This is a genomic window from Maribacter hydrothermalis (assembly GCF_001913155.1).
GTDB classification, from domain to species: Bacteria; Bacteroidota; Bacteroidia; order Flavobacteriales; family Flavobacteriaceae; genus Maribacter; species Maribacter hydrothermalis.
Window position 1 is genome coordinate 1,594,489 of sequence record NZ_CP018760.1, and the last position, 25,698, is coordinate 1,620,186.

Sequence of the window (25,698 nt, forward strand, 5' to 3'; positions counted from 1 at the left end):
TATGGCAAAGGAAAAACTAGTAGTTATCAAAGAAGCAGGGCTAAACAACAATTGTCCCGAATGTTTTAACCAAGATTTAAAGCTAACCTTTTTTCAAAAACACACGTACGGCAGCTTTTTTCATAAAATTACATCTGATTTAAGCAATAAACTTGTTTGCAATACATGCCACTGTACCATTTACCCAGTAAGTTGGACCGAGGATATTGAACGCATGTTTAATTACTACAAAAAGACAGCCATACCAGAGAAAAAATCCTCTAAGCCTACTTTACTTTTCTACGCACTTATGTTAACCCTAGTTGCCATAGTTGCAGCAGTTATTTACCTATATATTACTAGTACTATTCAATTTTAGAACTAATAGCTTTGGCTAGATTACTTAATTCCTCATCCGTTAATTTAACCTTATGTTGAAATGTAGCATCTTTCATTTCATTTAAAGGAATTAAATGCACATGAACATGAGGTACTTCTAAACCAATAACCGACATACCCACACGTTTACAATCAACAGTTTTCTCCAATGCTTTTCCTACTTTTCTTGAAAACGACATTAAATCTAAATATGCTTTTTCATCAAGATCCAATATTTTGTTTACTTCTTTTTTAGGAATACAAAGTGTATGCCCTTTGGCATTAGGATTAATATCTAAAAAAGCCAAATGTTTTTCATCTTCGGCAACCTTATAACAAGGTATTTCCCCATTAATTATTTTAGTAAAAATTGTTGGCATATGTTACGTTTTATTGTAGAAACAAAAAATCCTACCCTTTTAAGCAAGGGTAGGATTAAATATAGTTATTTTAAAAAATTAACCTCTTGTTATTTCAAGAATTTCAAATTTCAATGCACCATTTGGTACTATAATTTCTGCGGTATCTCCTACTTTCTTTCCTAGTAGACCTTTTCCTATTGGAGAATTAACAGAAATTTTCCCTGTTTTTAAATCAGCTTCACTTTCTGCAACTAATTTATAAGTCATCTCCATTCCATTACTCTGGTTTTTCAATTTCACGATTGATAGGACCAAAACTTTAGAAGTGTCTAATTGAGATTCATCAATTAACCTCGCATTTGCCACAATATTCTCCATTTTAGCAATTTTCATCTCTAGAAGACCTTGCGCTTCCTTGGCAGCATCATATTCGGCATTCTCAGATAAATCGCCCTTATCTCTTGCTTCGGCTATTGCTTGTGAAGCCTTTGGCCGCTCTACATCTCTATAATGATTAAGTTCTGCTTTTAGTTTTTTTAAACCCTCAGCAGTATAGTATGATACGTTACTCATAACATCCTCGTTTTATAAATAGACAAATCCTCTGCAATTGCCTTTTAAGACGGCTTTTTAAGAGAGGATTTAACACAAATATACATAAATTTTACGCAAATTTGCCTTAGTTTTTCAAAACAAAATTTCAACATGAACCGTATAATAAGCATCTTACTTTTATTGCTAATTACCGCTTGCAGTAATGACGGCACCAATAGAAATCCTTATTTACAAGAGATTAACTTTCGTTTTGAAGCAAACTTGAATTTGCCGTCTTACAGCCCTTTAACAAATATAGGAAGTGCAGTTTATATATCAAGTGCAACAGCCGGCACCAAAGGTGTTTTTGTTATTAATGCAGGCTTTGACCAGTTTAGGGCTTTCGAGGCAAGTTGTCCAAACCATGCTCCTAATGATTGTTCAACCATGACTTTTAGTGGGCAAGTTGCTACCTGTTCTTGCGAAGGTTATAAATACAGTCTTTTTACCGGACAGCTTTTAGATAAACCTGATGATGGCAATCGTTATTACGACATGTTAGAATACAGAGCTAGCTATGGTGGAAACATTGTTGTAATATCTAATTAAGCGTTATTCTTCTGAACGATATTTATCCATAATTTCTTTGAATAGTTCCCCTGTAGTGGGTGGTGTATATGAAATGGCGTTTGCACCTGCATCTATAGCCTTTATTATAGTTTCGTCTGTTTTACCGCCTGTTGCTATAATGGCTACTTCTGAACTTAAATCTCTAATTTTCTTGATAATATCTACTGTTTTATTAGCACCAGAAACATTAAAAATATCAACTCCGGCATCTAATCTTCCCTTTATATCATCTTTTTCCGAAACAACTGTTATGGTAACAGGAATATCAATTTTATTTTTTAACATACTTATAAGGTTGTTTGGGGTCGGCTTATTTAAAACCACTCCCAAAGCACCTTGAAACTCGGCATGTATGGCCAATTCTAAGGATCTTACTCCTGTTGTTATTCCGCCACCTACTCCGCAAAATATAGGTTTGTCCGCAGCTAAAATCAAAGCATTTGAAATTACCGGTTGAGGCGTAAATGGATAGACCGCAATAATAGCATTGGCATTCGTATTTCTGATAATTGCCACATCTGTACTAAACAGAAACGACTTTATTGACTGCCCAAATACACGAATACCAGAGTATTGCGCTATTGCCTCTGGTACGGTAACTATATTGTTCCTTAACTTACTGCCAAATACTGGAATATTACGCTTCATAACCCTAATTATTAGGATTCTAAAATAGAATATTCTTCTACACGTGGCATGTGTAGAAGAATATTTAATTCAATTTTATACTATCTTTTTAAATATTTGTATTCTTAAAAAGTTATCGTCGCTCCCAATAAAAAGTTAGTACCTGCCTGCGGATAATACCCTTGTACTTCAAACGTATTACCTGGTGTAGACCAACTATCTAAATAGGTATAGCCGTTAGATACATATTTCTCGTTAAGGATGTTATTCACCAACCCAGAGAATACGACGGACTTCACCACATTGTTTATTTCCATTTCATAGGTAATGTTGAAATCGTTCGTGAAATAAGAATCTAACTTAGATGCTTCTGTATCTGTATTACTTAAATATTGCTCTCCAACGAACTTTGAATACAACGAAAGACTCAATGCATTACATGGCATATAACTAAGAATATTACCCGCTACCAGACCCGGTGAAAATGCAATATTAGTATCTCCCAAACCTTGTAATTCATCATCTCTATCAATAAAAAAGTCTTTATTCCTATTATCACTGATAGCAAGATTAGGTCGTATATTAAATTTATCGCCCACTTTAATATTAGCATCAACTTCTAAACCAAATCTGTAACTATCACCAACATTCTCTCTCAATGGCGCACCAACATCATTTAACTCACCTGTTACCACTAACTGATCTTTATATTTCATGTAATAAAGATTTGTATTTACCTGTACATCTGCAGATACGTATCTCCATCCTAATTCAAAATCATTTAATTTCTCTGGCTTTGGATTACCACTTTCATAATCATTTCTATTTGGCTCTCTACTTGCAGCTGCATAAGAAAAGTAGAAATTGTTATTCGCATTAAAATCGAAAGTAAGTCCAGCTTTTGGGTTAAAAAAATTAAATGTATCGTCGACCAAACCAGTTTCCTCACCGTTTGCTTTATAACCAACCGTTCTATATTGCAAATCTCCATATAATGACAATTGGTCCGTTAATTGATAATTTGCTTTTGTATACACATTAAAATCAGTTTTAGAGGAGCTATCGTCATAATAACGATCTTGAAAACTACTGTTACTGGCATATCTTGCCCAAATTACCTCACCAAAATGATCGCCTTCGTACGTATTGAATCCTCCGCCAATTATTAAATCTAGTTTATCTTTCTTATAATTTGCAGAAAATACGGTTCCATAGAAATCGTTATCCAACCATCGCCTTCTTATGACATCGGTAGTATTAACTTCTTCACCATCAACGGTTATTGGCTGAAAATTATAAGTAGAAAAATCATCTGCCTCTTTATATTGCTCAAAGAAGCCCCTACCTCTTGTGTAGTGCAATGCAATGTTGGTACTCCAGAAATCCGAAATCTTCTCATTCCATAACAGTTGAGCATGATCCTGCTTATAATCATCTACTTCATTATTATAAAATTGAGTATTACCCTCTAAATCCGTATATATACCTGATGGATTAAAAGTTCTATCCTCTTTTAAGGTCTGCGCATCTATACCATTCCATGCTTGATAAGTTACTTCATGACCACCAAAAATAATAGCTTTGACCAACGAATTATCATCTTTATAGGCTCCTTGTAAAAAGTAAGAATCCAAGTCGGACCGAGCTCTATCGATATATCCGTCAGATTTAATCTTAGACAATCTACCTGATATTTCAATATGGTCATTTAACATTCCGGCACTAAACTTTAAGTTATTTCTTAAGGTATTATAGCTCCCTATAGATGTAGAAATTTGACCAAATGCATCTTGAGAAAAGCCATCGGTCAACACATTTAAACTTGCCCCAAATGCACCTGCGCCATTGGTTGACGTACCAACACCTCGTTGTAATTGCAAGCTTTCTGTAGAGGAAGCAAAATCGGGCATGTTCACCCAAAATGTTCCTTGCGATTCGGAATCGTTGTAAGGAATACCATTTATGGTCACATTGATTCTTGTGGCATCACTACCCCTTACTCTAATACCAGTGTAACCTACTCCTGCTCCGGCATCGGTGGTGGTTACTACAGAGGGTAAAAAATTCATTAATACGGGAATATCTTGCCCTAAATTCCTAGGTTTAATATCCTCTTTAGTTAGATTTGAAAATGTAACCGGAGATTCTTTGGTTACCCTAATTGCCGAGACGAATACTTCGTCGAGGATTACTTTTTGACCCTCTAAAGAATCGGTTCCCTGTTCTTGGGCATAGATACCCATACTCAGCGCAAAAAACGCCGCAATTGTGAAAATAGATAGTTTCATTCGTAAAATTATTACGAATAAAAGGGGCTATTATTCTAAGTTAAAATTGATTTTTGAGCAACTACGCTCCTTTTCCAAAATGAAGTCAGCCATTACGCCAGCTGGCCCCTCGCTAAAAATGTCCACCGGACATTTTTTTAACGCTCGGTCCCTTGGCAGCATTACCCGCCCAGGTTCTTTGGGTATAATCTCAGCTTTGTTCCAATAATGGAACTCGGCACCCCTTTGAGATGCAGCAAAAGTACTGCAGTTATTTAAACTGTCATAAAGAAATTTAAAAAATAACAACTTGTTTAATTAACTTTATATCACAAAACATCTTATCCTCTTTAGTATCACAACTTTACCATAATTGAAATAAATTTATACTAAAACACAATTGGCTTGTGGCTTTTTTTACCATTTAAATTTAGTGGTACTTATAAAATTGATTGAATTAAAAATAACAAAGGGTAACTTTGTGCTACCCTTTGCCGACCAAACCAACTTGAACAAACTAATTTACTTATTTAAAATTTACTTTTAATTATTCTAAATTTACACCCCTTTAACGTACACCGCTCCAAGTGGATAATAGAAGGACCCTTTTTTATCTAAAAAATTGAAATAGAACTATCTCTAATTCATCATTAAAAAAAAGGAGCTGCAAATGCAGCTCCCCCCTCAAACCACCTATCAAACTTTTGCTTTAAAATCTTTAACTAACACCTCAATTAATCAACAACAACTAAAATTGGCTATGCTAATCTGGGGAATATTCTAAATACAATTACTTTTTGGTGGCACCTTCATAGTTAACGGTTAGTGTTTACGCGAAAGTGATTTTATTACTACTTTATCTGCTATACATATATTAGAAATCACAGCTATTGTTATTAGGAAATATGTTGATGTAATAGCTAAAAAAAATATTGTGACCATTGTTACATAACTTGTTTCAATAAGTAAGACACAAGATTTTCTGGTTGGTCACATTTTGAATAAAAAAAAACTGCAAAAAGCAGTTTTTTTTATTTCTATTCGTGAAACAGACTATTTTCTAGTAATCCAATTACCATACTGGTCTATGTAAACTGTTCTTCTTGTTCCACTTTTTAAAACCATTATTAATTTGAATTCGCCTTTATCATTTTTAAAAACACCCCCAAGTTTAGATGTCGGGTATTGCTTTAAAATTTCTTCTATAACCGGCGGAGTTAATTCACTCGATTTTATCTTTACGTATTCGTCAGCTGTTTCAATAATAACTTTTGTTTTAACTATATCTGAACTAGTTTTTGCTGTTGCGTTAAACATCATTCCAAAAGTTAAGAATACCAATATTGCGTAATTTTTCATGCCTAAGAATTTAATCGTTAATAACTCTCTAATCTGAAATATTTACGAAGTAATCTTACATATGGACTACACAGTAGACAAATTTTAGAATTTAATTTTCATAAAATGTTAGTACATAAAATTAATTGGTTATGATTTATTCTCTATAATTACATTATAAAACACTTTAAAACAATTAATTACGCAGTATACACATATATTAAAAATGGTAAAGTTAAAAACAAAAAAAGTGCATAAAAACTACGCACTTTTTTACATTATATTTATTTTTTAAGAAGCCTGATGCGATTCTTTTAAAAGATCTACCACACTTTTTACCGGATTAAACGTAACCAATGGCACTTCTACAAAAATTGTATTCCAGAATGCCATAGCACCGTTCCATAAACCCGGGAGTTCAAGTGCCTTTAATTCTTTACCGTCTTTTGTTTTACCGGTAATAAAACCTTGTTTCTCATCCACAAATTTTAAAAGGTCATATTTTTGACCTTTATAATTACGAACGGCACAAACTAAGTCAACCGGATTAAAATGAGTTGAATTCTTAAGAATATCTGCTTGTTGTTTATTATCCATATCTATTTGGGCAGACTCTATAATCTGTAATGAAACCTCACCCTTACCATTAGTAACCCAAAACGGACCACCCCCAGGCTCACCTTCATTTTTTACCATACCGCAAATACGAATAGGTCTATTGATTTTATCTTTTAGGATGTTTAGTTTATCAGCATTTGATTTTGAATCGAAGTCATCTGAGAACCGAACATTTAAGTTGGTAAACAAAAATTTCTTGATTTCTTCTATTTGATTATCTCCAACATTTCCTTTATCCAGCATCCTTGCATATTCAAAAGCTTTTTCTTGCTCTTTTAAAAGTACTCCTGCCAAAACTTTTTTACTATCTGCAACGGCTTTTGCATCTTTCATTACTGCAACGTTATCAATATTTTTAATAAAGATTACATCTGCATCTTGCTCGTTTAAATTCTGAATTAATGCACCATGACCACCTGGCCTAAATAATACAGATCCATCTTCATTTCTAAACGGATTATTGTCCATATCTACTGCCAAGGTGTCTGTCGATGATTTTTGAAATGAATAATCTACATTATATTTAATTCCTGTATCCTTTGAGACTTTAGGAGCAACTTCTTTAAATTCGGTTTCGAACATTTCTTTATGTTGCTCAGAAACTGTAAAATGTAATGTTGCCTGTCCGTTAGACCCTGCATACAATGCCCCTTCTTTTAAATGCTCTTCAAAAGCAGTTGCTGCCGAAGATTCATACTTATGAAACGGCAACAAACCCTTTGGATAAAAACCGTAGTTTAGCGCATTTTCGCCTAATAACTCCGTGATAAATCTAAAAACTTTCTCTCCCTGTGAATTAGAAGTAATTCGTATTCTATCCATAACCTTTTGGTAAAAAGGAAAACGCTCTAAACCTTCAGAAAACTGCTTAATATCTTTATCATTGGTTCTTTTCAAATACTCATCTAGGGATTCCTCATTAGGGTCATATACATCCAGAAAATTAAATAATGCTTTGAACATTCTAGAAGCTGCACCAGAAGCAGGTACAAATTTTAAAATATCAAGTCCTTTAATTTTATTATCATAAAATGCTATTAGCTCTATTTCTTCTGTATCAGAAAATTTAAGAATACCATTACCTATAACGGCTGCATTCTTAAGATTTACAAAGGGTATACCTTCTTTAAATGTGTTGATATGACTCAACATACTTTCTTTAGAAATTCCTTTTTTCTGTAATTGCTTTTGGTCGTTGTCAGTTAGTTTTATCATTTATTTAATATCTGATCTATGTGGTTAATGGCCTTTTCTAATCGTTGTTTTTTATTCCCCTTTAAGATAATAAAATTTTTGCCGTACTTCTCTAAAGTGTCCTTAAAATAATTGAACATTTCTTCTCTTTCATTTGGCTTATCCCTTAAATCATCGGCCTCCCAAGGAATATCTATATAAGTCAACAAATAGAGGTCATAGGTATTTTCTAAAGCATACTTTTCTAATACAGGATCACAATTACCAATGTAATATGCCTCTGAATATACTTTTGTTTCTAACAAATCAGTATCACATATAAGAATATCCGTGGCTTTTTTAGTCAACTCATTCTCTAAACGCATTTGCCCTTCTGCAATAGGCAACAAATCATGTGGTTCACAAGTTTTACGTTCATTGTTCCATTTATCTTGCAAATAATTTCTTGCATACTCAGGTACCCAAACGGTATGGTAATGCCTTGCCAATTGTTCTGATAAGGTTGTCTTCCCAGTCGATTCTGGGCCAAAAAGAACCACTTTTATGACATTTGAAGGTTCTTGTCTATATTTTTCTTCCATGCATTATAGCCGTAAATGGCCAATATTGTGAAAATTAGATATTGAAAACTAGTAAACGTAAATCCTTTATAAAAGTATAACGGCACTGAAATTATATCTCCTATGATCCAATATATCCAATTTTCTACTTTTCTTTTAGCCATTAACCACATACCTACAAAAAATACGGCTGTTGTTATAGTATCAACATAAGCTGTCCAACTATTCCACTTGTCAAAAACTTGATACACCGTAAACACGAAAATAATCGTACCTATAAAAATGAAAACTGAGGTGATATTTTCTTTTTTGGTTACCCGAGAAATTGGGGTATAATGTTCTGCATCCACCTTTCTTGTCCAAATATACCACCCGTATAAACTCATTATAAAGTAATATATATTAATTAACATATCACCTATTAAGCCCCATTTAAGTAGTAGATATACAAAAATTGATGTACTAACCATCCCAGTAGGGTACACTAAAATATTATTCTGCTTAGAGAACCACACAGATAATAATCCAAAAATTACAGCTACAATTTCAAGCGTAATATCTAAAGTATTATAATCAGCATATTGGCCAAAGAGATAATCAAAAATGGGGTTCATAGTCGCTTCTATCAGATTTAACTATTTTCATGAATAGGAGTCCGCGGTCCATAAGCTCAAATGCTATTTTAATTTCTTTATTCAAAACCGCCATCACATCATCATAAGAACCATAAAGTTGTGTGCTCAACGGATTTTCAAGAACCGTTAAACCACATTCACGTAATTTTTTTATGAAATTAATTATGTGCTCTTCAAAATCGTCCTGCAATGGCGAAAAGGTTAATTCTACTGATATATTCATTTAAAGTGTGCTTGTTTTTTATTAATTCAATTCTTTATCTCTAGTAGCATAGACACAGGTGAATGCTTCAAACTCCAGAAATTTAATCTTATAGTGAGACAAATTTCCTTTGAATGTAATTTGTGCCGTGGTCTTTTGCGCATCAAACAAAAAATCTTTAACATTTATATGCTCTAAAAAGCTTAGTCCTTTATGTCCGTAAATTTTATAAAGTGATTCTTTTGCGCCCCACACAATGGTCAACTTCCTTACTACTGCAGCAGTATTTGCCAACGTTTTATATTCCTCGAAAGGAGTGAATTTATGTGCTATTCTTAGAATTTTATCGCGTTGCATTTCAATATCAATACCCACATGTTCTGTTGTACTAATGATGATTCCAGTGAAATTATGCGAATGGGTGATAGAGATAAAATTGCCGTCTTTTAAATGAGGCTTTCCGTTCTCATCATAAATTAAATCAGCATCTTCATATCCATATTCTGCCAACAAATGCCTGATGCTTAAAAATGCCTTCCTGTGAAGTTCAGATTTCATCCCATTAAACCTAGTTTGGCAGTGTGAAGTCAGCTTTACCTTTTCCCACAACTTTTCTTCGGTCTCTTCAACCTTCCATATGGCAAGGGAGGTTTCTTCATTTACTGTTATAGTTTTGTAAAGCGGCATGGGTTTCTTAGTGTTATTCGTACCTTTGCACGAATTAAAAATTGCTGTACACAGATTAACGAAAGTATAAAATAATAAAGATATGAGCACGAAAACTATTCCGTATGTGCCTTATAAGGTTAAGGATATTTCCCTTGCTGATTGGGGAAGAAAAGAAATTGAATTAGCAGAAGCTGAAATGCCAGGTTTAATGGCACTAAGAGAAGAGTACAAAAATGAGCAGCCTTTAAAAGGTGCTCGTATTGCTGGTTGCTTACACATGACCATACAAACTGCTGTTCTAATTGAAACATTAACAGCGTTAGGAGCAGAAGTTACTTGGAGTTCTTGCAATATATTTTCTACTCAAGACCAAGCAGCGGCAGCAATTGCAGCAACAGGAGTTCCTGTATATGCTTGGAAAGGAATGAACGAAGAAGAGTTTGATTGGTGTATTGAACAAACCTTATTTTTTGGTGAAGACAGAAAACCTTTAAACATGATATTGGATGATGGTGGTGATTTAACCAATATGGTGCTGGATAAATACCCAGAAATGGCAGGAGAAATTAGAGGCCTTTCTGAAGAAACTACGACAGGTGTTCACCGTTTATACGAGCGTGTAAAAAAAGGAACTTTACCTATGCCAGCTATAAACGTTAATGATTCGGTTACTAAATCTAAATTCGATAACAAATATGGATGCCGCGAAAGTGCTGTAGATGCTATACGTAGAGCTACAGATACCATGCTTGCAGGTAAGCGCGTAGTTGTTGCTGGTTACGGTGATGTTGGCAAAGGTACCGCTGCCTCTTTTAAAGGCGCTGGTTCTATTGTTACTGTTACTGAAATTGACCCTATTTGTGCTTTACAGGCGTGTATGGACGGTTTTGAAGTTAAAAAACTAGAAACGGTTATTGGTAACGCTGATATTGTAATTACGACTACCGGAAATAAAGATATTATTAGAGCTGAGCATTTTGAAGCCTTAAAAGACAAAGCTATTGTTTGTAACATTGGTCACTTCGATAATGAAATTGATATGGCATGGTTAAATAAAAACCATGGTAAAAGCAAAGTAGAAATTAAACCTCAGGTTGATAAGTATACTATTAAAGATAAAGACTTAATCATCTTAGCAGAAGGTAGATTGGTAAACTTAGGTTGTGCTACTGGCCACCCTAGTTTTGTAATGAGTAATTCATTCACGAACCAAACACTTGCGCAAATTGAACTTTGGAAGAACAGCAAAAACTACGAGAACGATGTTTATATGTTGCCAAAACATTTAGATGAAAAAGTAGCAAAATTACACCTATCTCGTTTAGGAGCTGAACTTACTGAATTAAAGCAAGACCAAGCTGAATATATAGGAGTAACTGTAGAAGGCCCTTACAAGCCAGAATACTATAGATATTAAGACATTGGTTATTGAAACTAAAAAGGTCCTGACGAGCATCAGGACCTTTTTTTATTTACTATTTTCTTCGTATTAGTTATTCTCTGCCAACATACCTTCTAAATAATAACAATCTGTCTGCTCTTTAATTTGAGCTAAACCTTCTTCTTTAGAACTTAGCGGATTAATTTTCACTTCTTTTCCGTTTGGCATATACACGATATAAAAGCCTTCTTCGAAAGATGACAACTTTATAATCTCCCCATTAGGCCTTACAGCATTCCATGACTTATCACCTGGCTTATAAACCAAATCAATTTTTTTCCCTTTTTTAGGTCCGTCAACTACTGTTACCTGCATTCTGTTCTTCGTTGCGGTCATTTCAAACGTATTACCATCTCTTTCTACCATTTGAGTCTCTGACTCACCTTCTTCCATAGCTATTGGGTTAGAACCGCTCCAAAATTCTATCACATTGAAAATAATGGCATCTCCTAAAAAGAATAACCCGTATACCGGTATTATGTTCAAGCCCCAAAATACGAGGTTGTTTACAAACTTACTATCAGACACACCTTGGTTCCAGTCTTTTAGGTTATTGAATGCGCTAAAAGAACCTAAGCAACTAGAGAATAATAATGTACTCGCCATTGCAACACAGATAATTGATTTTTTCATAATATAAATTGTTTAGAATTAGATTCGTAAAGTAAAGACTGTCTACCCATAGGGCTTCTTCTATACATTATATTGTTAACCCTATAGAAGCGTTTTTCCTTTACACTACATTAAATGATTGTTAAGCATCTAATTAATTTCAAAATTCATAGTTTTAATTTTTTTAAGAAAAGTTGGTTTTGTACGATTACTTTTCTTTAAATTAAATCAAGAAAATTATATATGATACTATTCGTAGACATGGATGAGGTAATTGCCGATACCTATGGCGCCCATATAGAAATTTATAATGCTGAGTTTAATGGGAAACTCACTACAGATTTATGTGCTGGTTCAGACGTTTGGAGCATGGTGCCAGAAACGCACCAAGACAGTGTTAGAAAGCACGCTACAAGAAGAGGTTTTTTTAGAAATTTAAAGCCTATAGCAGGCAGTCAAGAAATTTTGGCAAAATTAGCTAGCAAACATGAAGTGTATATAGCGTCGGCAGCCATGCAATTTCCCAATTCTTTAGAGGAAAAAAGCGAATGGTTAGATGAGCATTTTCCTTTTCTGCCATGGCAAAACCGTATTCTTTGTGGTCATAAACATATTTTAAAAGGTGATGTGCTCATAGACGATCGCAGCTATAATCTAGAAAGTTTCCACGGCCGTAGTTTACAATTTACATCGCCACACAATGTAAACACAGAAGGTTTTGAACGTGTTAATACTTGGTTTGAGATTGGCGAGAAACTATTGTAATCAAAACCTTTTTTTGAAATTATACAACATTACATAACACAAAAAAACCCTCTTCATTGCTGAAAAGGGTTTTTTTAATTATTTACTTTTAGTTTATGCTTCAAAAGGCTCAATGGAAACATATGATTTTCCACCTGCTTTCTTTTCAAACTTCACTAAACCATCTACACGTGCGTGTAAAGTATGATCTTTTCCTGCGTAAACATTTTCACCAGGATTGTGCTTTGTTCCACGCTGTCTAACTAAAATGTTACCAGCGATTGCAGCTTGACCACCAAAAATCTTAACTCCTAATCGTTTAGATTCTGATTCTCTACCGTTTTTCGAACTACCTACACCTTTCTTATGTGCCATTGTCTAAGGTTTTAAATATTGTTATTACTCAATGGATAAGCTTATTTAGCTACACCACCATCTAATTCATCTTGCCATTTCTGTAACTCGTCCCATTTACCATCTGCAGCTAATTGTGCTTGTTTTGGCCATGTGTCAGTTACGTGATTACCACGAACGTCAGCTATAATTTCAGCAATTTTAGCAGCATCTGTTTTTGCTAACTCCGCAAAAGTAGAAATACCCGCAGCGTTTAAAGTTTCAGCTATTTTTGGACCAATACCTTCAACTTTTTTCAAATCATCACCTTTACCTGTAGCTTTTTTAGCTTTTGGCTTAGATGCTACAGAAACCTCTACTGGTGCCGCTTTACCATCTGCTTTCTTAGCTTTTGGCTCTGCTGCTTTTTTTGTTTCAGTTTTCTTAGCTCCTTTAGAAATAATAGATTCGATCACAATCTCCGTAAGAGATTGACGGTGTCCATTCTTCTTGCTGTAACCCTTACGTCTTTTCTTATGAAAAACGATTACTTTGTCACCTTTTAGGTGTTTAACGACTTTAGCCTCTACTGCGGCTCCGTCTATAGCCGGGGCGCCGATAGTAACGTTCGATCCATCAGCCAAAAGAAGCACATTGTCAAAAGTGACTTTGTTACCTTCTTCTACCTGTAAACGGTGAACGTACACTTTCTGGTCTTTTGCAACTTTAAATTGCTGCCCTGCCATCTCTACAATTGCGTACATATTGTTAAATGTAAAAATTAAACCTGATGGATTTTTTCCATAGGCGGGTGCAAATATACTTCTTAATCGTGAATTTACAAGTGTTTTTTATAAATTTTATAAGCTCTTCATTTTAGCAGTATCTTAAAATTTAAATAACCTCATAAAAAAGAATGTTAGCACTTATGTAGACAGTAAACCCATTCCCGCCACCATTATAAATACAATAGTCTTAAAACTTTGAAATCGATTTACCTCTATAATCGAAAGCTCCTCTAAAAACCTAGGCTGCAACTCTGTTTAATATACTACTAAAAACAAAGTGAAAATAAGAGTAGCTACCCCACCAGTTATAAAGCCCGCTATTAAACCCCACTGTATATGTAAATTCCTTTTCTTTCTTTAGCTTGTAATATTTAATTGCTTCATATATTGCAAAACCTATTATAACTACATTAATGAGACTATAATACACTTTTATATGTAGCCCTAAAAGTTATAAAATTAGCCACTAAACAACCACTTACAGCAACTCCAAATCTAATAGATAATGCCTAGTTATGCATTGCAGCTATGTTTCATTTAAGAATTAACTTTTAAATTAATAAGTAATCAATTACAAGCTTCATTTGTTTTTGTTAAAGAATTCATATATTGAATATTCTTCCTACAAAATTGAATTGTAATGTAACAAAATTGGAAAGCAACAAACTAATTATACACTACTATCTAATAACACTTAACTAAATACTATATAAATGAGAAACAAATTATTTCTGGTTTCGGCCATACTTTTTAACGCTGCCGTAGCATTGGCTCAAGAAGTCAAGTTTGAAGAGTATAATCTTGACAATGGCCTCCATGTTATTTTACATCAAGATAATACGGCGCCTATTATTTCTATCTCTGTGCTTTATCATGTTGGTTCTAAAGATGAAGATCCCGAACGAACTGGGTTTGCCCATTTTTTTGAACATCTTCTTTTTGAAGGCACAGAAAACATAGAAAAAGGAAAATGGGACCAAATTGTTTCATCACACGGAGGTTCTGGTAACGCCACCACTGATGAAGACAGAACTTATTATTACGAAGTATTCCCTTCTAATAATCTACAATTAGGCCTTTGGTTAGAGTCGGAAAGAATGTTACACCCGGTAATTAACCAAAAAGGAGTAGATACCCAAAATGAAGTTGTAAAAGAAGAAAAAAGGTTGCGCGTAGATAATGCTCCATACGGTATGTTTATTGAAAACATTAAAAAAAATCTCTTCAATAAACATCCTTACAAAGAAACAGTAATTGGTAAAATGGACCATTTAGATGCTGCTACTTTAGAAGAATTCATTGCTTTTCAGAAAAAATTCTACACTCCAAATAATGCAGTGCTTGTAATTGCGGGTGATTTTGAAAATGATAATGCAAAAAAAATGATCTCTGATTATTTTAGCAGTATTCCTAAAGGTCAGGATATATCTAGAAACTTTCCTCAAGAAGACCCAATTACAGAACAAATAAACGCAAAGGCCTACGACCCAAATATTCAAATTCCGGCAACGATGATTGCTTATAGAACGCCCGGATTAAAAAATAGAGATAGTCAAGTTCTAGATATGATTTCAACTTATTTAAGCGACGGGCCGTCCTCCAAACTTTACAAGAAAATAGTTGACGAACAAAAGCAAGCATTACAGGTAGGTGCATTTCCTGCTACTCAAGAAGATTATGGCATGTATATAGTTTTTGCATTACCTGTAGGAGAAACAAGTTTAGAAACACTTAATACCGAAATAGAAGAAGAAATAGAAAAACTAAGAACGGATCTTATATCGGAAAATGATTATCAAAAATTGCAAAATAAATTTGAAAACCAATTTGTCAACAGTAATTCTAGTGTAGAAGGCATTGCTAATTCCTTAGCCGAATATTATATGCTTTATGGTGATACTTCCTTAATAAATAAAGAAATAGAGATCTATAGATCTATAACCCGAGAAGAAATAAAAGAAGTGGCCAATAAGTATTTAAACCCCAATCAAAGATTAATGTTAGAATATTTACCGGAACAAAATACTGCAAACTAAAAACTATGAGAACTACATATATATTACTCTTTACAATTATAAGCTTCTTAACTGTACAGGCCCAAGTTGACCGTACCGTTATGCCTACTCCTGGCCCAGCACCCGAAATAAATTTAGGAGAGCCTGAAATTTTCAAACTTAATAACGGTTTAACGGTATTAGTGGTTGAAAATCACAAATTACCAAGAGTTTCTATTCAATTATCGATTGACAACCCACCAATTTTAGAAGGCGACAAAGCCGGTGTTTCCCTTTTAACAGGTAGCCTTTTAGGCAAAGGTTCTAAAAACATTGCCAAAGATCAATTTAATGAAGAAATCGACTTTTTAGGAGCACGATTAAATTTTAGTTCGCAAGGTGCTTATGCACAATCTCTTTCTAAATATTTTTCTAGAATGATGGAGCTTTTAGCTGATGCCGCAATATATCCAAACTTTACGCAGGATGAGTTTGATAAAGAAAAAGACATTCTATTGACCGGACTTAAATCTGAAGAGAAAGTTGTTTCTTCCATTTCGGCCAGAGTGCAACGTGCCTTGGCTTATGGCAAAAATCACCCTTATGGTGAATTTGCTACTGAACAAACCGTAAACAATGTTACACTTACTGATGTAGAAGAATTTTATAGAGATTATTTTGTGCCTGCAAATGCCTATTTAATTGTTATTGGTGACATAACATTAGACGAAGTTAAAACGTTGACCAACACATATTTTACTTCTTGGACCAAGGCAGTTCCCCCAAGTTTCAGTTATTCAAAACCAGCAAACGTACCAAATACCCAAATTAACTTGGTTGACATGCCTAATGCTGTACAATCTGAAATTACAGTACAGAACCTCGTTGATTTAAAAATGAAAGATGATGATTTTATTGCGGCAATATTGGCAAATCAAATTTTGGGTGGTGGATCAGATAGCAGGGTAAATTTAAACCTTAGAGAAGATAAAGGGTACACGTACGGCGCCTATACTTCTTTAGGAAATGACAAGTATGCTCCGGCAAGGTTTGTTGCTACTGCCGAAGTAAGAAATTCGGTTACCGATAGTTCTGTGGTAGAATTGCTAAAAGAATTGGAGCTCATTACCTCAAAACCAGTTACTGAAAAAGAACTAAAAACTACCAAAGCTTTATATGCCGGTAGTTTTATAATGGCTCTAGAAGACCCACAGACTATTGCGAGATATGCGCTAAACATAGAAAAAGAAAATTTACCCAAGAATTTTTATAAATCATTTCTAGAAAAGCTAGAAAAGGTTAGTAAAACCGATGTAGAATTAGCTGCTAAAAAATATTTCAACGTAAATAACGCTCGTGTCGTGGTTGTCGGGAAAGGAAGTGAAATATTAGCAAATCTTGAAAAAATAAACTTCAACGGAAAAAAACTTCATGTTCTATCTTTTTCTAAAACTGCAGATAGAATTGAAACTCCCAATTATAACACCGCAATACCCGAAGGTGTTACAGCTAATACCATCATGGAAAAATACATAGACGCAATAGGAGGCAAAACCAAACTTGAAAGCGTAACTTCTTTTGCCATGAGTGCCGCAGCGGAAATGCAAGGAATGAAACTTGATCTAGAAGTCAAAAAAACTACTAATAATCAACTCATGCAAGATGTTAAAATGATGGGTAACTCTATAAGCAAACAAGTACTAAATGGCGACAATGGTTATATGGTAATGCAAGGGCAACGTATAGATCTTACCGAAGAAGAATTGATCAAATCGAGGACTGAATCTTTACCTTTTCCCGAACTTAGCTATTTAGCGAACAACAATGTTTCTTTAGAAGGCATGGAAATGGTTGGAGATAAAAAAGCATATAAAATTAAAGTAACAGATGACAAAACTACTTTCTATGATGTAGAAACAGGACTTAAAGTCCAAGAGGTTACTTTAACAGAAATGCAAGGGCAACAAATATCGAGTACATCTAATTTTGAAGATTATAAAGATGTGTCGGGTATTCTGCTACCTTTTAAGTTAACACAATCTTTTGGGCCACAGAATTTTGAATTCATAATTTCTGATATCAAAATTAATGAAGGTGTTTCGGCTGAAGATTTTGAATAAACTTTAAACTAAATAAATAGAAAAACCCGCTAGCATGCGGGTTTTTCTATTTCAACTCTATTGCTATCACGCTCCTATTTTGGTTATTTTAGCTTCGCCGATAATCAATCCCAAATCCACCTCTGGATTACCGGAATAACTTACATTAGTTTCTCCGTAACAGGTAACTTTTAAGCGATCTGCGACCTTTATTCTAAAATTACTTTCACCATAGGCCGTAATTTTTGTTTCATCGGCATTCATGCCTAACGTATTAACTTCACTTTCGCCATAGGCTCTAAAAACTTGACGCGCAATAGCACCTTCAGCAATTTCTAAATAACTACTGCCATAAATAGCAACGGTCAACTCATCAATTGAAACTGAATTAAAATAGACTTTAGCATCGCCATATAACGACATTTTAAAATCATCTGCATTAAAAAGATTTTTACATCGTACAATTTCTTCCCCCCGTATCGATAAATTTTCAAGCTTTCTATAGGTTACCGTCATTGTGGCCATTGTACCATTGTATAAAGATTTTTTTCCTTTCCATTTATCACTGGAAATACGTTCAGATTTAGTTACAACCTTGGCGCCATCTAAATACAGTCTTAATGTTCTACCTTCAACCTCAACATTTATTTTATCCAACCCTATTTTTGCATTATCAATAACTACACTTTCTTCTTCTCCCTCGACTAAATTTACCTCAATATGCGGACTAACAATTAGTTTATCGAAAGATTTTACGTTGAATGTTTTTTCTTGCGCCTTAATTGCACCTACAACAAAGAAGATTGCAAGTAGTACAAATATTATTTTTTTCATGATTTCTATTTTCTGATTAGTTCTACATAAAGACAACGCCAAGTATAATTTGTTACAGTACGGGTAACTATTTTGGTTGCGCTACAGCTTTTTTCTATTTACGAGCCATACACCAAATAAGATAACAATTCCACCTAACAGCTGCAAAATAATTATATTTTCTCCATCTAGAAAACCCCAAAGTACCGCTACAAGGGGAATTAAATAGGTAACCGATGCAGCAAATACCGGACTAGATAATTTTATTAATTTATTAAACAGAATGTTTGCCAAAGCTGTTCCTAAAAAAGCCAATGCCATTATATACCAAACAGCTTCATGCATAGCACTATTACCCAAAAACTCCTGAAATACGCCCGTATAAATTAATATAACAAATGCCGGGAGAAAAGCGACTCCGAAACTAGCAGTAGTTATAGCCAACGGAGTTAAATGCGATAAATACTTTTTTATAATATTTATATTAAAAGCATATCCTAAGGCTGAAAAAAGAATGAATAGCGTGTACCAATAATCCTGGTCCACATTATTCTCCATACCCGCCGCAATTAATACAACAGTACCAAAAAGACCTATAAAAACACCTAATACTTGTCTTCCCTTTAATGAGAGTCCAAAAAGAGCAATACCTACAAGTGTAGTAAATAATGGCGCAACTGAATTTAAAATCGAAGTAATTCCACTACTAATTTCTGTTTGCGCCAATGCAAAGAAAAAAGGTGGAAAAAACGAACTACATAACCCTGCAATAGTCACCCATTTCCAATCTATTTTAGAAAGTGACTTTAACGATTTAAAACCAACAATAAACAATAATACCGATGCAAATACAATTCGTAACCCGCCAACCTGTAGCGGCGTATATCCTATTAGAGATTTTTTAATCAGTATAAATGAAGAACCCCATATTAACGCAAGAACTAAAAGATAGCCCCACTTTTGGTCTATATTTTTCAATCAAATTAATTTTAAGCAAAAGTGGGCTTTTTTCTAAGATAATGACCTTTATAAACAGATATTTTAATAGTTGTTTATGGTGTTCATTTTCCTTATTTGGTATCTTTACACAAACAGATTTTCGAACTTATTCTTAAACGAAAAAAATAGATATGAAAATTAATTTTTTAGCACTTAGCATATTTATTTTTTGCATTTCTGTTGCCACATCAACAGCACAAGATAATTCTAGTGCAATTGCTATAATTGAAAATGCAAAAACAACCGAAGTTTTAATTGGTATTGACGGTATGGCTTGCCAAGAAGGGTGTGCCGATAAAATTGCATTAAACCTTATGGAAATAAAAGGCGTTTCTTCGGCAGAAGTTAGTTTCGACCAAAAAAATGGAATTGTTGTTTTTGACCCAAAACTTACTTCTATTGAAGATTTAAAATCTACTATTACAAACACCAAAGTAAAAGAGTGCCAGTATACAATTAATTCAGTTACATTTAAAGAAAGCGAATAACATGAAAAAGTTAGTTACACTTATAGTGGCCATAGGCCTACTTAGCATTACCTCCTGTAAAGAGTCTAAAAAAGTAGAGGAAGCATCAAGAATGGAACATGTAATGGCCATACATGATGAAGTAATGCCAAAAATGGGCACTTTAGGAAAGTTAGTGGGTCAACTAAAACCTATGGCAGACTCTCTAGGGGTAGAATCAGCAGAGGCAAAAGCAATGAAGGACCTACAAGAAGCCAACAGATCTATGATGGACTGGATGCAAGGTTTTGGTGACCGTTTTGATTCTGAAGAAATAATGAAAGGCAAAGAACTTTCTGATGAAAAGAAAGAATGGTTAAAAGAAGAGGAAGAGAAAGTACAACAAGTAAAAGAGAATATCAATTCTAGTATTAAGCGCGCTGAAGAGATTTTAAGCAAACAATAAGGAATAAAATATTTTCAAAAAGGTAATTTAGATAAATCTACATTGCCTCCAGATATTATAATACCTATTTTTTTATTCTGAAAAACTGCTGGCTGCTCTTTTGATTGTTTCAAAACTGCAGCCACTGTTACCGCACTAGAGGGTTCAATAATTATTTTCATTCGCTCCCAAACCAGTTTCATTGCGTCAACGATTTCTTCTTCGGTAACTCTAACAATACCGCTAACCAACTTTTTTATAATAGGGAAATTTTTATCTCCTAGCGTAGTTTTGAGTCCGTCTGCAATAGTATTCACAGTCTCATTACTTTCTATTTTCCCACTTTGTAGTGAACGGTAAGCATCATCTGCCTCAAATGGTTCAGCTCCGTAAACTTTACAGTTAATACCAAAATAGTGAGCCGCTAGAGCAGACCCGGCAATGAGTCCGCCGCCACCTACAGGACAAAAAATAAAATCTAAATCGGGTTGTTTTTCAAGCAACTCTAATGCAGTAGTACCTTGACCTAAAATAACGTCATTATCGTTTGATGGATGAATAAATGTAGCTCCAGTTTTTAACGCAATTTCATCTGCTAAAGCCTGCCTAGCTTCTACTGTAGGCTCGCACTCATAAATTATTCCACCATATTCCTTTACACCAACTTTCTTAACCTCTGGTGCTGTATTAGGCATAACAATATGTGCGGTTACGCCAACACTTTGGGCAGCTAATGACAACGCTTGGGCAAAATTACCAGAGGAATGCGTTACTACTCCGTTTTTCTTTTGCTCTTTAGGTAATCGCAAGATAGCATTGGTTGCTCCACGCATTTTGTAGGCGCCGGCTCTTTGAAAATTCTCACACTTAAAAAATACCTGAGCATTTACTTCTTTATCAATTAACCTAGACGTTAAAACGGATGTATTATGAATAAAAGGGGCTATACGTTTATGACAATCTAATAGGTTTTGTTTTGTCATCATAGCTTATTATTTTTTCCAGCGAAGGGTTTCTATAATTCCTCTTATATCATTTTGAAGGTAGGACGCTGCAGGAAGAATAGAATCATAATTAGGTTTAGTATAAAAATAAACCGAACCAGTTAAAAAATGCTCTGTACTATCCGTTACAAAAAACTGCGATTGTGAAGCGGCATTCCCTTGCACCTCAAATAAAGCTCCAAAAACCCTGGCATCGGGATTTACATAAGGTTGCTCAACAATATTATCTGCTTTAGCAGCATGTTCATAACTTAGACGTTTAGAGTCATGTATTAGTTTATCAAGATTACCATCAACCTTCTTATAGCTAAGAAAAATTGCTCCTTTCATGTCTGGATAAGAAATGGTGTATGCTTTATCGCTATTTAATTCTGCATTAGCCAATTGATTATACTTAAAGCTAAAATTCTCGGTTTCTAAATCCGCTAATTTTCCTTGCGGGTATTCTAAGCGCATTTTGGCCTTGGGTTTAGGAATTTGCTCGTCTTGACAACTCAAAACAAAAAGTGCTAACATAAACAGCCCTAAAAATAATTTAAATTTCATTTGGCAACGTTACTTTTATTTGTTTTAGTCTCTTTTTATCCATGCTCTCTACCATAAAGGTATACGATTCAAAAATAATTTTCTCTCCCCTTTTAGGAAAACTCCCGGCTTTCTCTAAGACAAAACCTGCTAAAGTTTCTGACTCACCTTTATTTTCTTCGAACATATCGCTATCCTCCAATTTAATAACCCTGTAAAAGTCTTTTAATGGCGTTTTACCTTCAAACACATAATTAAAATCATCTAACTTAGAATAAATTAAATCTTCATCATCGAACTCATCACTTATATCACCTACAATTTCTTCAATAATATCCTCTAAAGTTACCAAACCAGAGGTTCCGCCATACTCGTCTACTACTATAGCCAAATGATTTTTTTTCTCTTGAAACTCTTCCAACAAATCATCTAACTTTTTATTCTCTGGAACAAAATAAGGCTCACGAATTAAAGTCATCCAATTAAAGGTCTTTCTATCTAAATAGGGCAGTAAATCTTTTACATATAATACACCTTTTACCGTGTCAATATTTTCACCAAAAACAGGAATACGAGAATAACCATGCTTTTTTATTTCACCAATGACTTCTATAAACTTCATTTGCTCATTAAGTGCAAAAATGTCAATTCTAGGGCGCATTACTTGTTTGGTATCTGTATTACCAAAAGTTACAATACCTTCTAAAATTTTCTTTTCTTCTTTAGTAGTATCGCCATGGGAAGTTAAATCTAAAGCTTGTGACAGGTGATTAATACTTAAACTTGATTTTTGTTTTCCGAGTTTATTGTATAAAAACAATGTACCGGAACGCATTGGCAAGCTTAATGGTGAAAAAATAAAATCTAAAACACGTAATGGAAACGCCATTAAATGCGAAAAACTCATTCTATTTCTATTCGCATAAACCTTAGGTAAAATTTCACCGAACATTAAAATTAAAAAAGTAGCCACCACTACTTCTAATAAAAACCTTACTGATACGATACCAAACAATACTTGATTTACATTCTTAAAAAGGGTATCACCTATAATACTAAAAAGTAGCACTACACCAATATTAATAGCATTGTTTGCTATTAATATGGTAGCCAATAATTTTTTAGGCCGCTCAAGAAGCATTAGCAGAATACTACTTTTTGCTGATTTTTCGTCTTGTAACTCTTTAATCTCGGTAGGTGAAAGACCAAACATTGCTACCTCTGCACCAGAAACTAGCGCAGAACAAATTAACAATATAAAAAGGACGATAATATTAATTGCAAATACACCGTTCACAGCTAATAATGTTACTAAAAACGGTAAGGGGTCTGGGTCCAATAGTTCCTGTTTAATTATCGTTAGAATGGTAAATCGTCATCATTCTCCTGAGTTATCGGAGCAGATGCTTTGTCCGTCGCTTTACTAGTATTACTTGTTTTTGGAGTAGTAGAGGCTGTACTATTATCAGTTGCGCCAGACTCTTTTTTAGTGGTTAAAAAGGTAAAATCGGTTACGTGCACTTCTGTACTATACCTGGTATTACCATCTTCTCCCTGCCATTGGCGGTTCTTTAATCTTCCTTCAACATATACCTTATCTCCTTTACTCAGATATTTTTCACAAATTTCAGCTGCTTTATTACGTACAACTATGTTATGCCAATCTGTATTTGTTACTCGCTCGCCGGTAGATTTGTTCGTATACGTTTCATTTGTAGCAATAGGAAATCTTCCTATACTGCCACCACCTTCAAAATAATGCATTTTAACTTCATCACCTAAATGCCCAATTAACATTACCTTATTTAATGTACCGCTCATAACTTAAAGATATAAAAATCAAAAGTACTAAATTTTAAACGCTTTTATAAAATCTGCTATTAAAACTGGCACAGGAAATTGCTTCAATTTTTCCATTGAAATTTTGTCTGCGAAATCAGAATTCGTTTTTACGATCCAAAATTTTGCATGCAGATGTTGATGAGACAATTTATGTATTATAGCAGATTCATTAAATTCTAAAAACTCATTAACCTCAATATCATCTAGTACTTCTTTATACCTAAATATAATTTCATCTAATTCCAATTCCTTTTTAGATTCTAATAAAGGAAATTGCCAAAGGTTCTGCCAAATACCTTTTCCTATTCTTTGCTCAATTTTTGTAAAATAATTTTCTTTAGGGTCCATATATATCGGTATAATATAATTAAAATACCTATCCCTTACTTTTGTCTTTTTTAATTTAACCGGTAATTGTTCCACAAGACCTTTTTGCAAGGCAACACAACTATTATTTAAAGGGCAATGTAAACAAAGTGGTTTTTTGGGCGAACATTGTATGGCTCCAAACTCCATAATTCCCTGATTGTAATCTCTAATTTGTTCAGTATCCATGACTTTTTGAGCCAAAGTTTTAAAATACTTTACACCTTCAGTACTATTAATTGGTATATCTACCCCGTAATACCTGGCCAAAACTCTATATACATTACCGTCTACAACTGCTTGGGCTTCATTAAAACAAATTGATGAAATTGCGCTCGCAGTATAGTCTCCAATTCCTTTTAGGTTTAAAAGCTCTTTATAATTGTCTGGAAATACACCTTTGTATTCATTAACGACAATTTTTGCCGTTGCATGTAAATTTCTCGCCCTTGAATAATACCCCAATCCTTGCCAGAGTTTTAAAACCTCTTCTTCATCTGCGTTTGCTAAATGACCAACAGTTGGAAAACTTTCTATAAACCTTAAGTAATACGGGGTTCCTTGAGCCACACGTGTTTGTTGAAGAATAATTTCTGACAACCAAATATTATAAGGATCAATGGTATTACGCCATGGTAAAGTGCGTTTGTTTTGATGATACCAATCTAAAATTTTACCCGAAAATGACATGATCTTCTATACTAAGTGATAAAAGTAGCAGTTTATATACTTAAAATTAACCCATTAGAAAGAAAGATTGAATTTAATTTATATATTTGCAACCCGAAAAAACATACAGAAAATCTAATATTGAAAGATGACGAAAGCGGAAATTGTATCGAAAATCTCAGATAAGCTGGGAATTGAAAAAGGAGATGTACAGGCAACTGTTGAATCTTTTATGGAAGAGGTAAAAACATCATTAGAAAGTGGTGATAATGTTTACCTAAGAGGTTTTGGTAGTTTTATCATTAAAACTAGAGCCGAAAAAACCGGTAGAAATATTTCCAAAAACACAACCATTAAAATACCCGCTCACAACATTCCAGCATTTAAGCCTGCAAAGGTTTTTGTAGAAGGAGTTAAGAGCAACGTACACGTAAAATAATTAATCTTAAAAAAGAACTTTATGCCAAGCGGTAAGAAAAGAAAGAGACATAAGGTAGCCACACACAAGCGCAAAAAGCGTAGAAGAGCTAACCGACACAAGAAAAAGTAGTTTTATAACTACTTTTTCTTTTTAAAATACGTTCA

At 34.0% G+C, this 25,698-nt stretch carries 29 protein-coding genes; 9 read left to right on the forward strand and 20 right to left on the reverse strand.

What is annotated here, in order from left to right; genetic code table 11:
* Position 1: 1 nt before the first annotated feature.
* Positions 2–358 (forward strand): hypothetical protein, encoded by a 357-nt coding sequence (locus tag BTR34_RS06755; RefSeq protein WP_068485290.1) that lies wholly within the window; start codon positions 2–4, stop codon positions 356–358.
* Here BTR34_RS06755 and BTR34_RS06760 read toward each other — a convergent pair.
* Positions 345–737, reverse strand: a complete 393-nt coding sequence (locus BTR34_RS06760; protein WP_068485291.1) for an HIT family protein — start codon at positions 735–737, stop codon at positions 345–347. The genes BTR34_RS06755 and BTR34_RS06760 overlap by 14 nt on opposite strands.
* Positions 738–815: 78 nt before the next feature.
* A complete protein-coding gene (greA, locus tag BTR34_RS06765; RefSeq protein WP_068485292.1) occupies positions 816–1,292 on the reverse strand; it encodes a transcription elongation factor GreA in 477 nt (158 codons plus the stop codon).
* Positions 1,293–1,424: 132 nt separating this feature from the next.
* Between greA and BTR34_RS06770 the strand changes: the two genes are divergently transcribed.
* Positions 1,425–1,862 carry a Rieske (2Fe-2S) protein gene (locus BTR34_RS06770; RefSeq protein ID WP_068485293.1) on the forward strand — a complete coding sequence of 146 codons (438 nt, stop codon included), beginning with the start codon at positions 1,425–1,427 and terminating at the stop codon, positions 1,860–1,862.
* Between the two features lie 3 nt (positions 1,863–1,865).
* On the opposite strand, the gene BTR34_RS06775 is transcribed toward BTR34_RS06770, so the two are convergent.
* From BTR34_RS06775 to BTR34_RS06815, 8 genes are all read right to left on the reverse strand, one after another.
* On the reverse strand, positions 1,866–2,531 hold the full coding sequence (locus BTR34_RS06775) for a hydrolase (protein ID WP_068485294.1): 666 nt from the start codon (positions 2,529–2,531) through the stop codon (positions 1,866–1,868).
* Positions 2,532–2,635: 104 nt separating this feature from the next.
* Positions 2,636–4,798 (reverse strand): TonB-dependent receptor, encoded by a 2,163-nt coding sequence (locus BTR34_RS06780; protein WP_068485295.1) that lies wholly within the window; start codon positions 4,796–4,798, stop codon positions 2,636–2,638.
* A gap of 1,032 nt (positions 4,799–5,830) precedes the next feature.
* Complete coding sequence (locus tag BTR34_RS06790) at positions 5,831–6,136, reverse strand: hypothetical protein (protein ID WP_068485297.1); 306 nt, start codon at positions 6,134–6,136, stop codon at positions 5,831–5,833.
* A 270-nt stretch (positions 6,137–6,406) separates the two neighbouring features.
* The gene (locus BTR34_RS06795) at positions 6,407–7,948 is read right to left on the reverse strand and encodes a DUF4301 family protein (RefSeq protein WP_068485298.1); all 1,542 of its coding nucleotides are present in this window, start codon (positions 7,946–7,948) and stop codon (positions 6,407–6,409) included.
* Entirely contained in the window at positions 7,945–8,508 is a 564-nt protein-coding gene (locus BTR34_RS06800) for an AAA family ATPase (RefSeq protein ID WP_068485299.1), read from the reverse strand. Before BTR34_RS06800 ends, BTR34_RS06795 begins: the two co-directional genes overlap by 4 nt.
* Positions 8,469–9,101: a nicotinamide riboside transporter PnuC gene (gene pnuC, locus BTR34_RS06805; RefSeq protein ID WP_068485300.1), complete on the reverse strand. Its 633-nt coding sequence runs from the start codon at positions 9,099–9,101 to the stop codon at positions 8,469–8,471. Before pnuC ends, BTR34_RS06800 begins: the two co-directional genes overlap by 40 nt.
* Positions 9,085–9,345 carry a thiamine-binding protein gene (locus BTR34_RS06810; protein ID WP_068485301.1) on the reverse strand — a complete coding sequence of 87 codons (261 nt, stop codon included), beginning with the start codon at positions 9,343–9,345 and terminating at the stop codon, positions 9,085–9,087. Before BTR34_RS06810 ends, pnuC begins: the two co-directional genes overlap by 17 nt.
* Before the next feature lie 21 nt (positions 9,346–9,366).
* Positions 9,367–10,011 (reverse strand): 4'-phosphopantetheinyl transferase family protein, encoded by a 645-nt coding sequence (locus BTR34_RS06815; RefSeq protein WP_068485302.1) that lies wholly within the window; start codon positions 10,009–10,011, stop codon positions 9,367–9,369.
* Positions 10,012–10,093: 82 nt separating this feature from the next.
* Between BTR34_RS06815 and ahcY the strand changes: the two genes are divergently transcribed.
* Positions 10,094–11,410 (forward strand): adenosylhomocysteinase, encoded by a 1,317-nt coding sequence (ahcY, locus tag BTR34_RS06820; RefSeq protein ID WP_068485303.1) that lies wholly within the window; start codon positions 10,094–10,096, stop codon positions 11,408–11,410.
* Positions 11,411–11,482: 72 nt separating this feature from the next.
* On the opposite strand, the gene BTR34_RS06825 is transcribed toward ahcY, so the two are convergent.
* Positions 11,483–12,067 carry a DUF3332 domain-containing protein gene (locus BTR34_RS06825; protein WP_068485304.1) on the reverse strand — a complete coding sequence of 195 codons (585 nt, stop codon included), beginning with the start codon at positions 12,065–12,067 and terminating at the stop codon, positions 11,483–11,485.
* A 222-nt stretch (positions 12,068–12,289) separates the two neighbouring features.
* On the opposite strand from BTR34_RS06825, the gene BTR34_RS06830 reads away from it, so the two are divergent.
* Positions 12,290–12,811 carry a 5' nucleotidase, NT5C type gene (locus BTR34_RS06830; protein WP_068485305.1) on the forward strand — a complete coding sequence of 174 codons (522 nt, stop codon included), beginning with the start codon at positions 12,290–12,292 and terminating at the stop codon, positions 12,809–12,811.
* A gap of 93 nt (positions 12,812–12,904) precedes the next feature.
* Here the strand turns inward: BTR34_RS06830 and rpmA are convergent, their stop codons facing one another.
* Complete coding sequence (gene rpmA, locus BTR34_RS06835; RefSeq protein WP_068485306.1) at positions 12,905–13,165, reverse strand: 50S ribosomal protein L27; 261 nt, start codon at positions 13,163–13,165, stop codon at positions 12,905–12,907.
* Between the two features lie 41 nt (positions 13,166–13,206).
* Complete coding sequence (gene rplU, locus BTR34_RS06840) at positions 13,207–13,887, reverse strand: 50S ribosomal protein L21 (RefSeq protein WP_068485307.1); 681 nt, start codon at positions 13,885–13,887, stop codon at positions 13,207–13,209.
* Positions 13,888–14,624: 737 nt separating this feature from the next.
* Here rplU and BTR34_RS06850 point away from each other — a divergent pair.
* On the forward strand, positions 14,625–15,947 hold the full coding sequence (locus BTR34_RS06850) for a M16 family metallopeptidase (RefSeq protein ID WP_068485308.1): 1,323 nt from the start codon (positions 14,625–14,627) through the stop codon (positions 15,945–15,947).
* A gap of 5 nt (positions 15,948–15,952) precedes the next feature.
* Positions 15,953–18,025: a M16 family metallopeptidase gene (locus tag BTR34_RS06855; protein ID WP_068485309.1), complete on the forward strand. Its 2,073-nt coding sequence runs from the start codon at positions 15,953–15,955 to the stop codon at positions 18,023–18,025.
* A gap of 66 nt (positions 18,026–18,091) precedes the next feature.
* Here BTR34_RS06855 and BTR34_RS06860 read toward each other — a convergent pair whose 3' ends face one another.
* Together BTR34_RS06860 and BTR34_RS06865 are read right to left on the reverse strand one after the other, a co-directional pair.
* Positions 18,092–18,838, reverse strand: a complete 747-nt coding sequence (locus tag BTR34_RS06860; RefSeq protein WP_068485310.1) for a head GIN domain-containing protein — start codon at positions 18,836–18,838, stop codon at positions 18,092–18,094.
* An 81-nt stretch (positions 18,839–18,919) separates the two neighbouring features.
* The gene (locus tag BTR34_RS06865) at positions 18,920–19,795 is read right to left on the reverse strand and encodes a DMT family transporter (protein WP_068485311.1); all 876 of its coding nucleotides are present in this window, start codon (positions 19,793–19,795) and stop codon (positions 18,920–18,922) included.
* 152 nt (positions 19,796–19,947) lie between these two features.
* On the opposite strand from BTR34_RS06865, the gene BTR34_RS06870 reads away from it, so the two are divergent.
* Both BTR34_RS06870 and BTR34_RS06875 read left to right on the forward strand, forming a co-directional pair.
* Entirely contained in the window at positions 19,948–20,304 is a 357-nt protein-coding gene (locus BTR34_RS06870) for a heavy-metal-associated domain-containing protein (protein WP_068485312.1), read from the forward strand.
* A 1-nt stretch (position 20,305) separates the two neighbouring features.
* Complete coding sequence (locus BTR34_RS06875) at positions 20,306–20,728, forward strand: hypothetical protein (RefSeq protein WP_068485313.1); 423 nt, start codon at positions 20,306–20,308, stop codon at positions 20,726–20,728.
* Positions 20,729–20,742: 14 nt separating this feature from the next.
* Here the strand turns inward: BTR34_RS06875 and BTR34_RS06880 are convergent, their stop codons facing one another.
* The 5 genes from BTR34_RS06880 to mutY are packed head-to-tail and all read right to left on the reverse strand — an operon-like array spanning position 20,743 to position 25,134.
* The gene (locus tag BTR34_RS06880; RefSeq protein ID WP_068485314.1) at positions 20,743–21,690 is read right to left on the reverse strand and encodes a pyridoxal-phosphate dependent enzyme; all 948 of its coding nucleotides are present in this window, start codon (positions 21,688–21,690) and stop codon (positions 20,743–20,745) included.
* 9 nt (positions 21,691–21,699) lie between these two features.
* Positions 21,700–22,257 (reverse strand): gliding motility lipoprotein GldD, encoded by a 558-nt coding sequence (gldD, locus tag BTR34_RS06885; protein WP_068485315.1) that lies wholly within the window; start codon positions 22,255–22,257, stop codon positions 21,700–21,702.
* Entirely contained in the window at positions 22,247–23,575 is a 1,329-nt protein-coding gene (locus tag BTR34_RS06890; RefSeq protein WP_068485316.1) for a gliding motility-associated protein GldE, read from the reverse strand. Before BTR34_RS06890 ends, gldD begins: the two co-directional genes overlap by 11 nt.
* Positions 23,576–23,595: 20 nt before the next feature.
* Positions 23,596–24,057 (reverse strand): single-stranded DNA-binding protein, encoded by a 462-nt coding sequence (locus tag BTR34_RS06895; RefSeq protein ID WP_068485317.1) that lies wholly within the window; start codon positions 24,055–24,057, stop codon positions 23,596–23,598.
* A 27-nt stretch (positions 24,058–24,084) separates the two neighbouring features.
* The gene (mutY, locus tag BTR34_RS06900; protein ID WP_068485318.1) at positions 24,085–25,134 is read right to left on the reverse strand and encodes an A/G-specific adenine glycosylase; all 1,050 of its coding nucleotides are present in this window, start codon (positions 25,132–25,134) and stop codon (positions 24,085–24,087) included.
* Between the two features lie 127 nt (positions 25,135–25,261).
* On the opposite strand from mutY, the gene BTR34_RS06905 reads away from it, so the two are divergent.
* Positions 25,262–25,552: an HU family DNA-binding protein gene (locus BTR34_RS06905; RefSeq protein WP_027065813.1), complete on the forward strand. Its 291-nt coding sequence runs from the start codon at positions 25,262–25,264 to the stop codon at positions 25,550–25,552.
* Positions 25,553–25,698 lie beyond the last annotated feature (146 nt).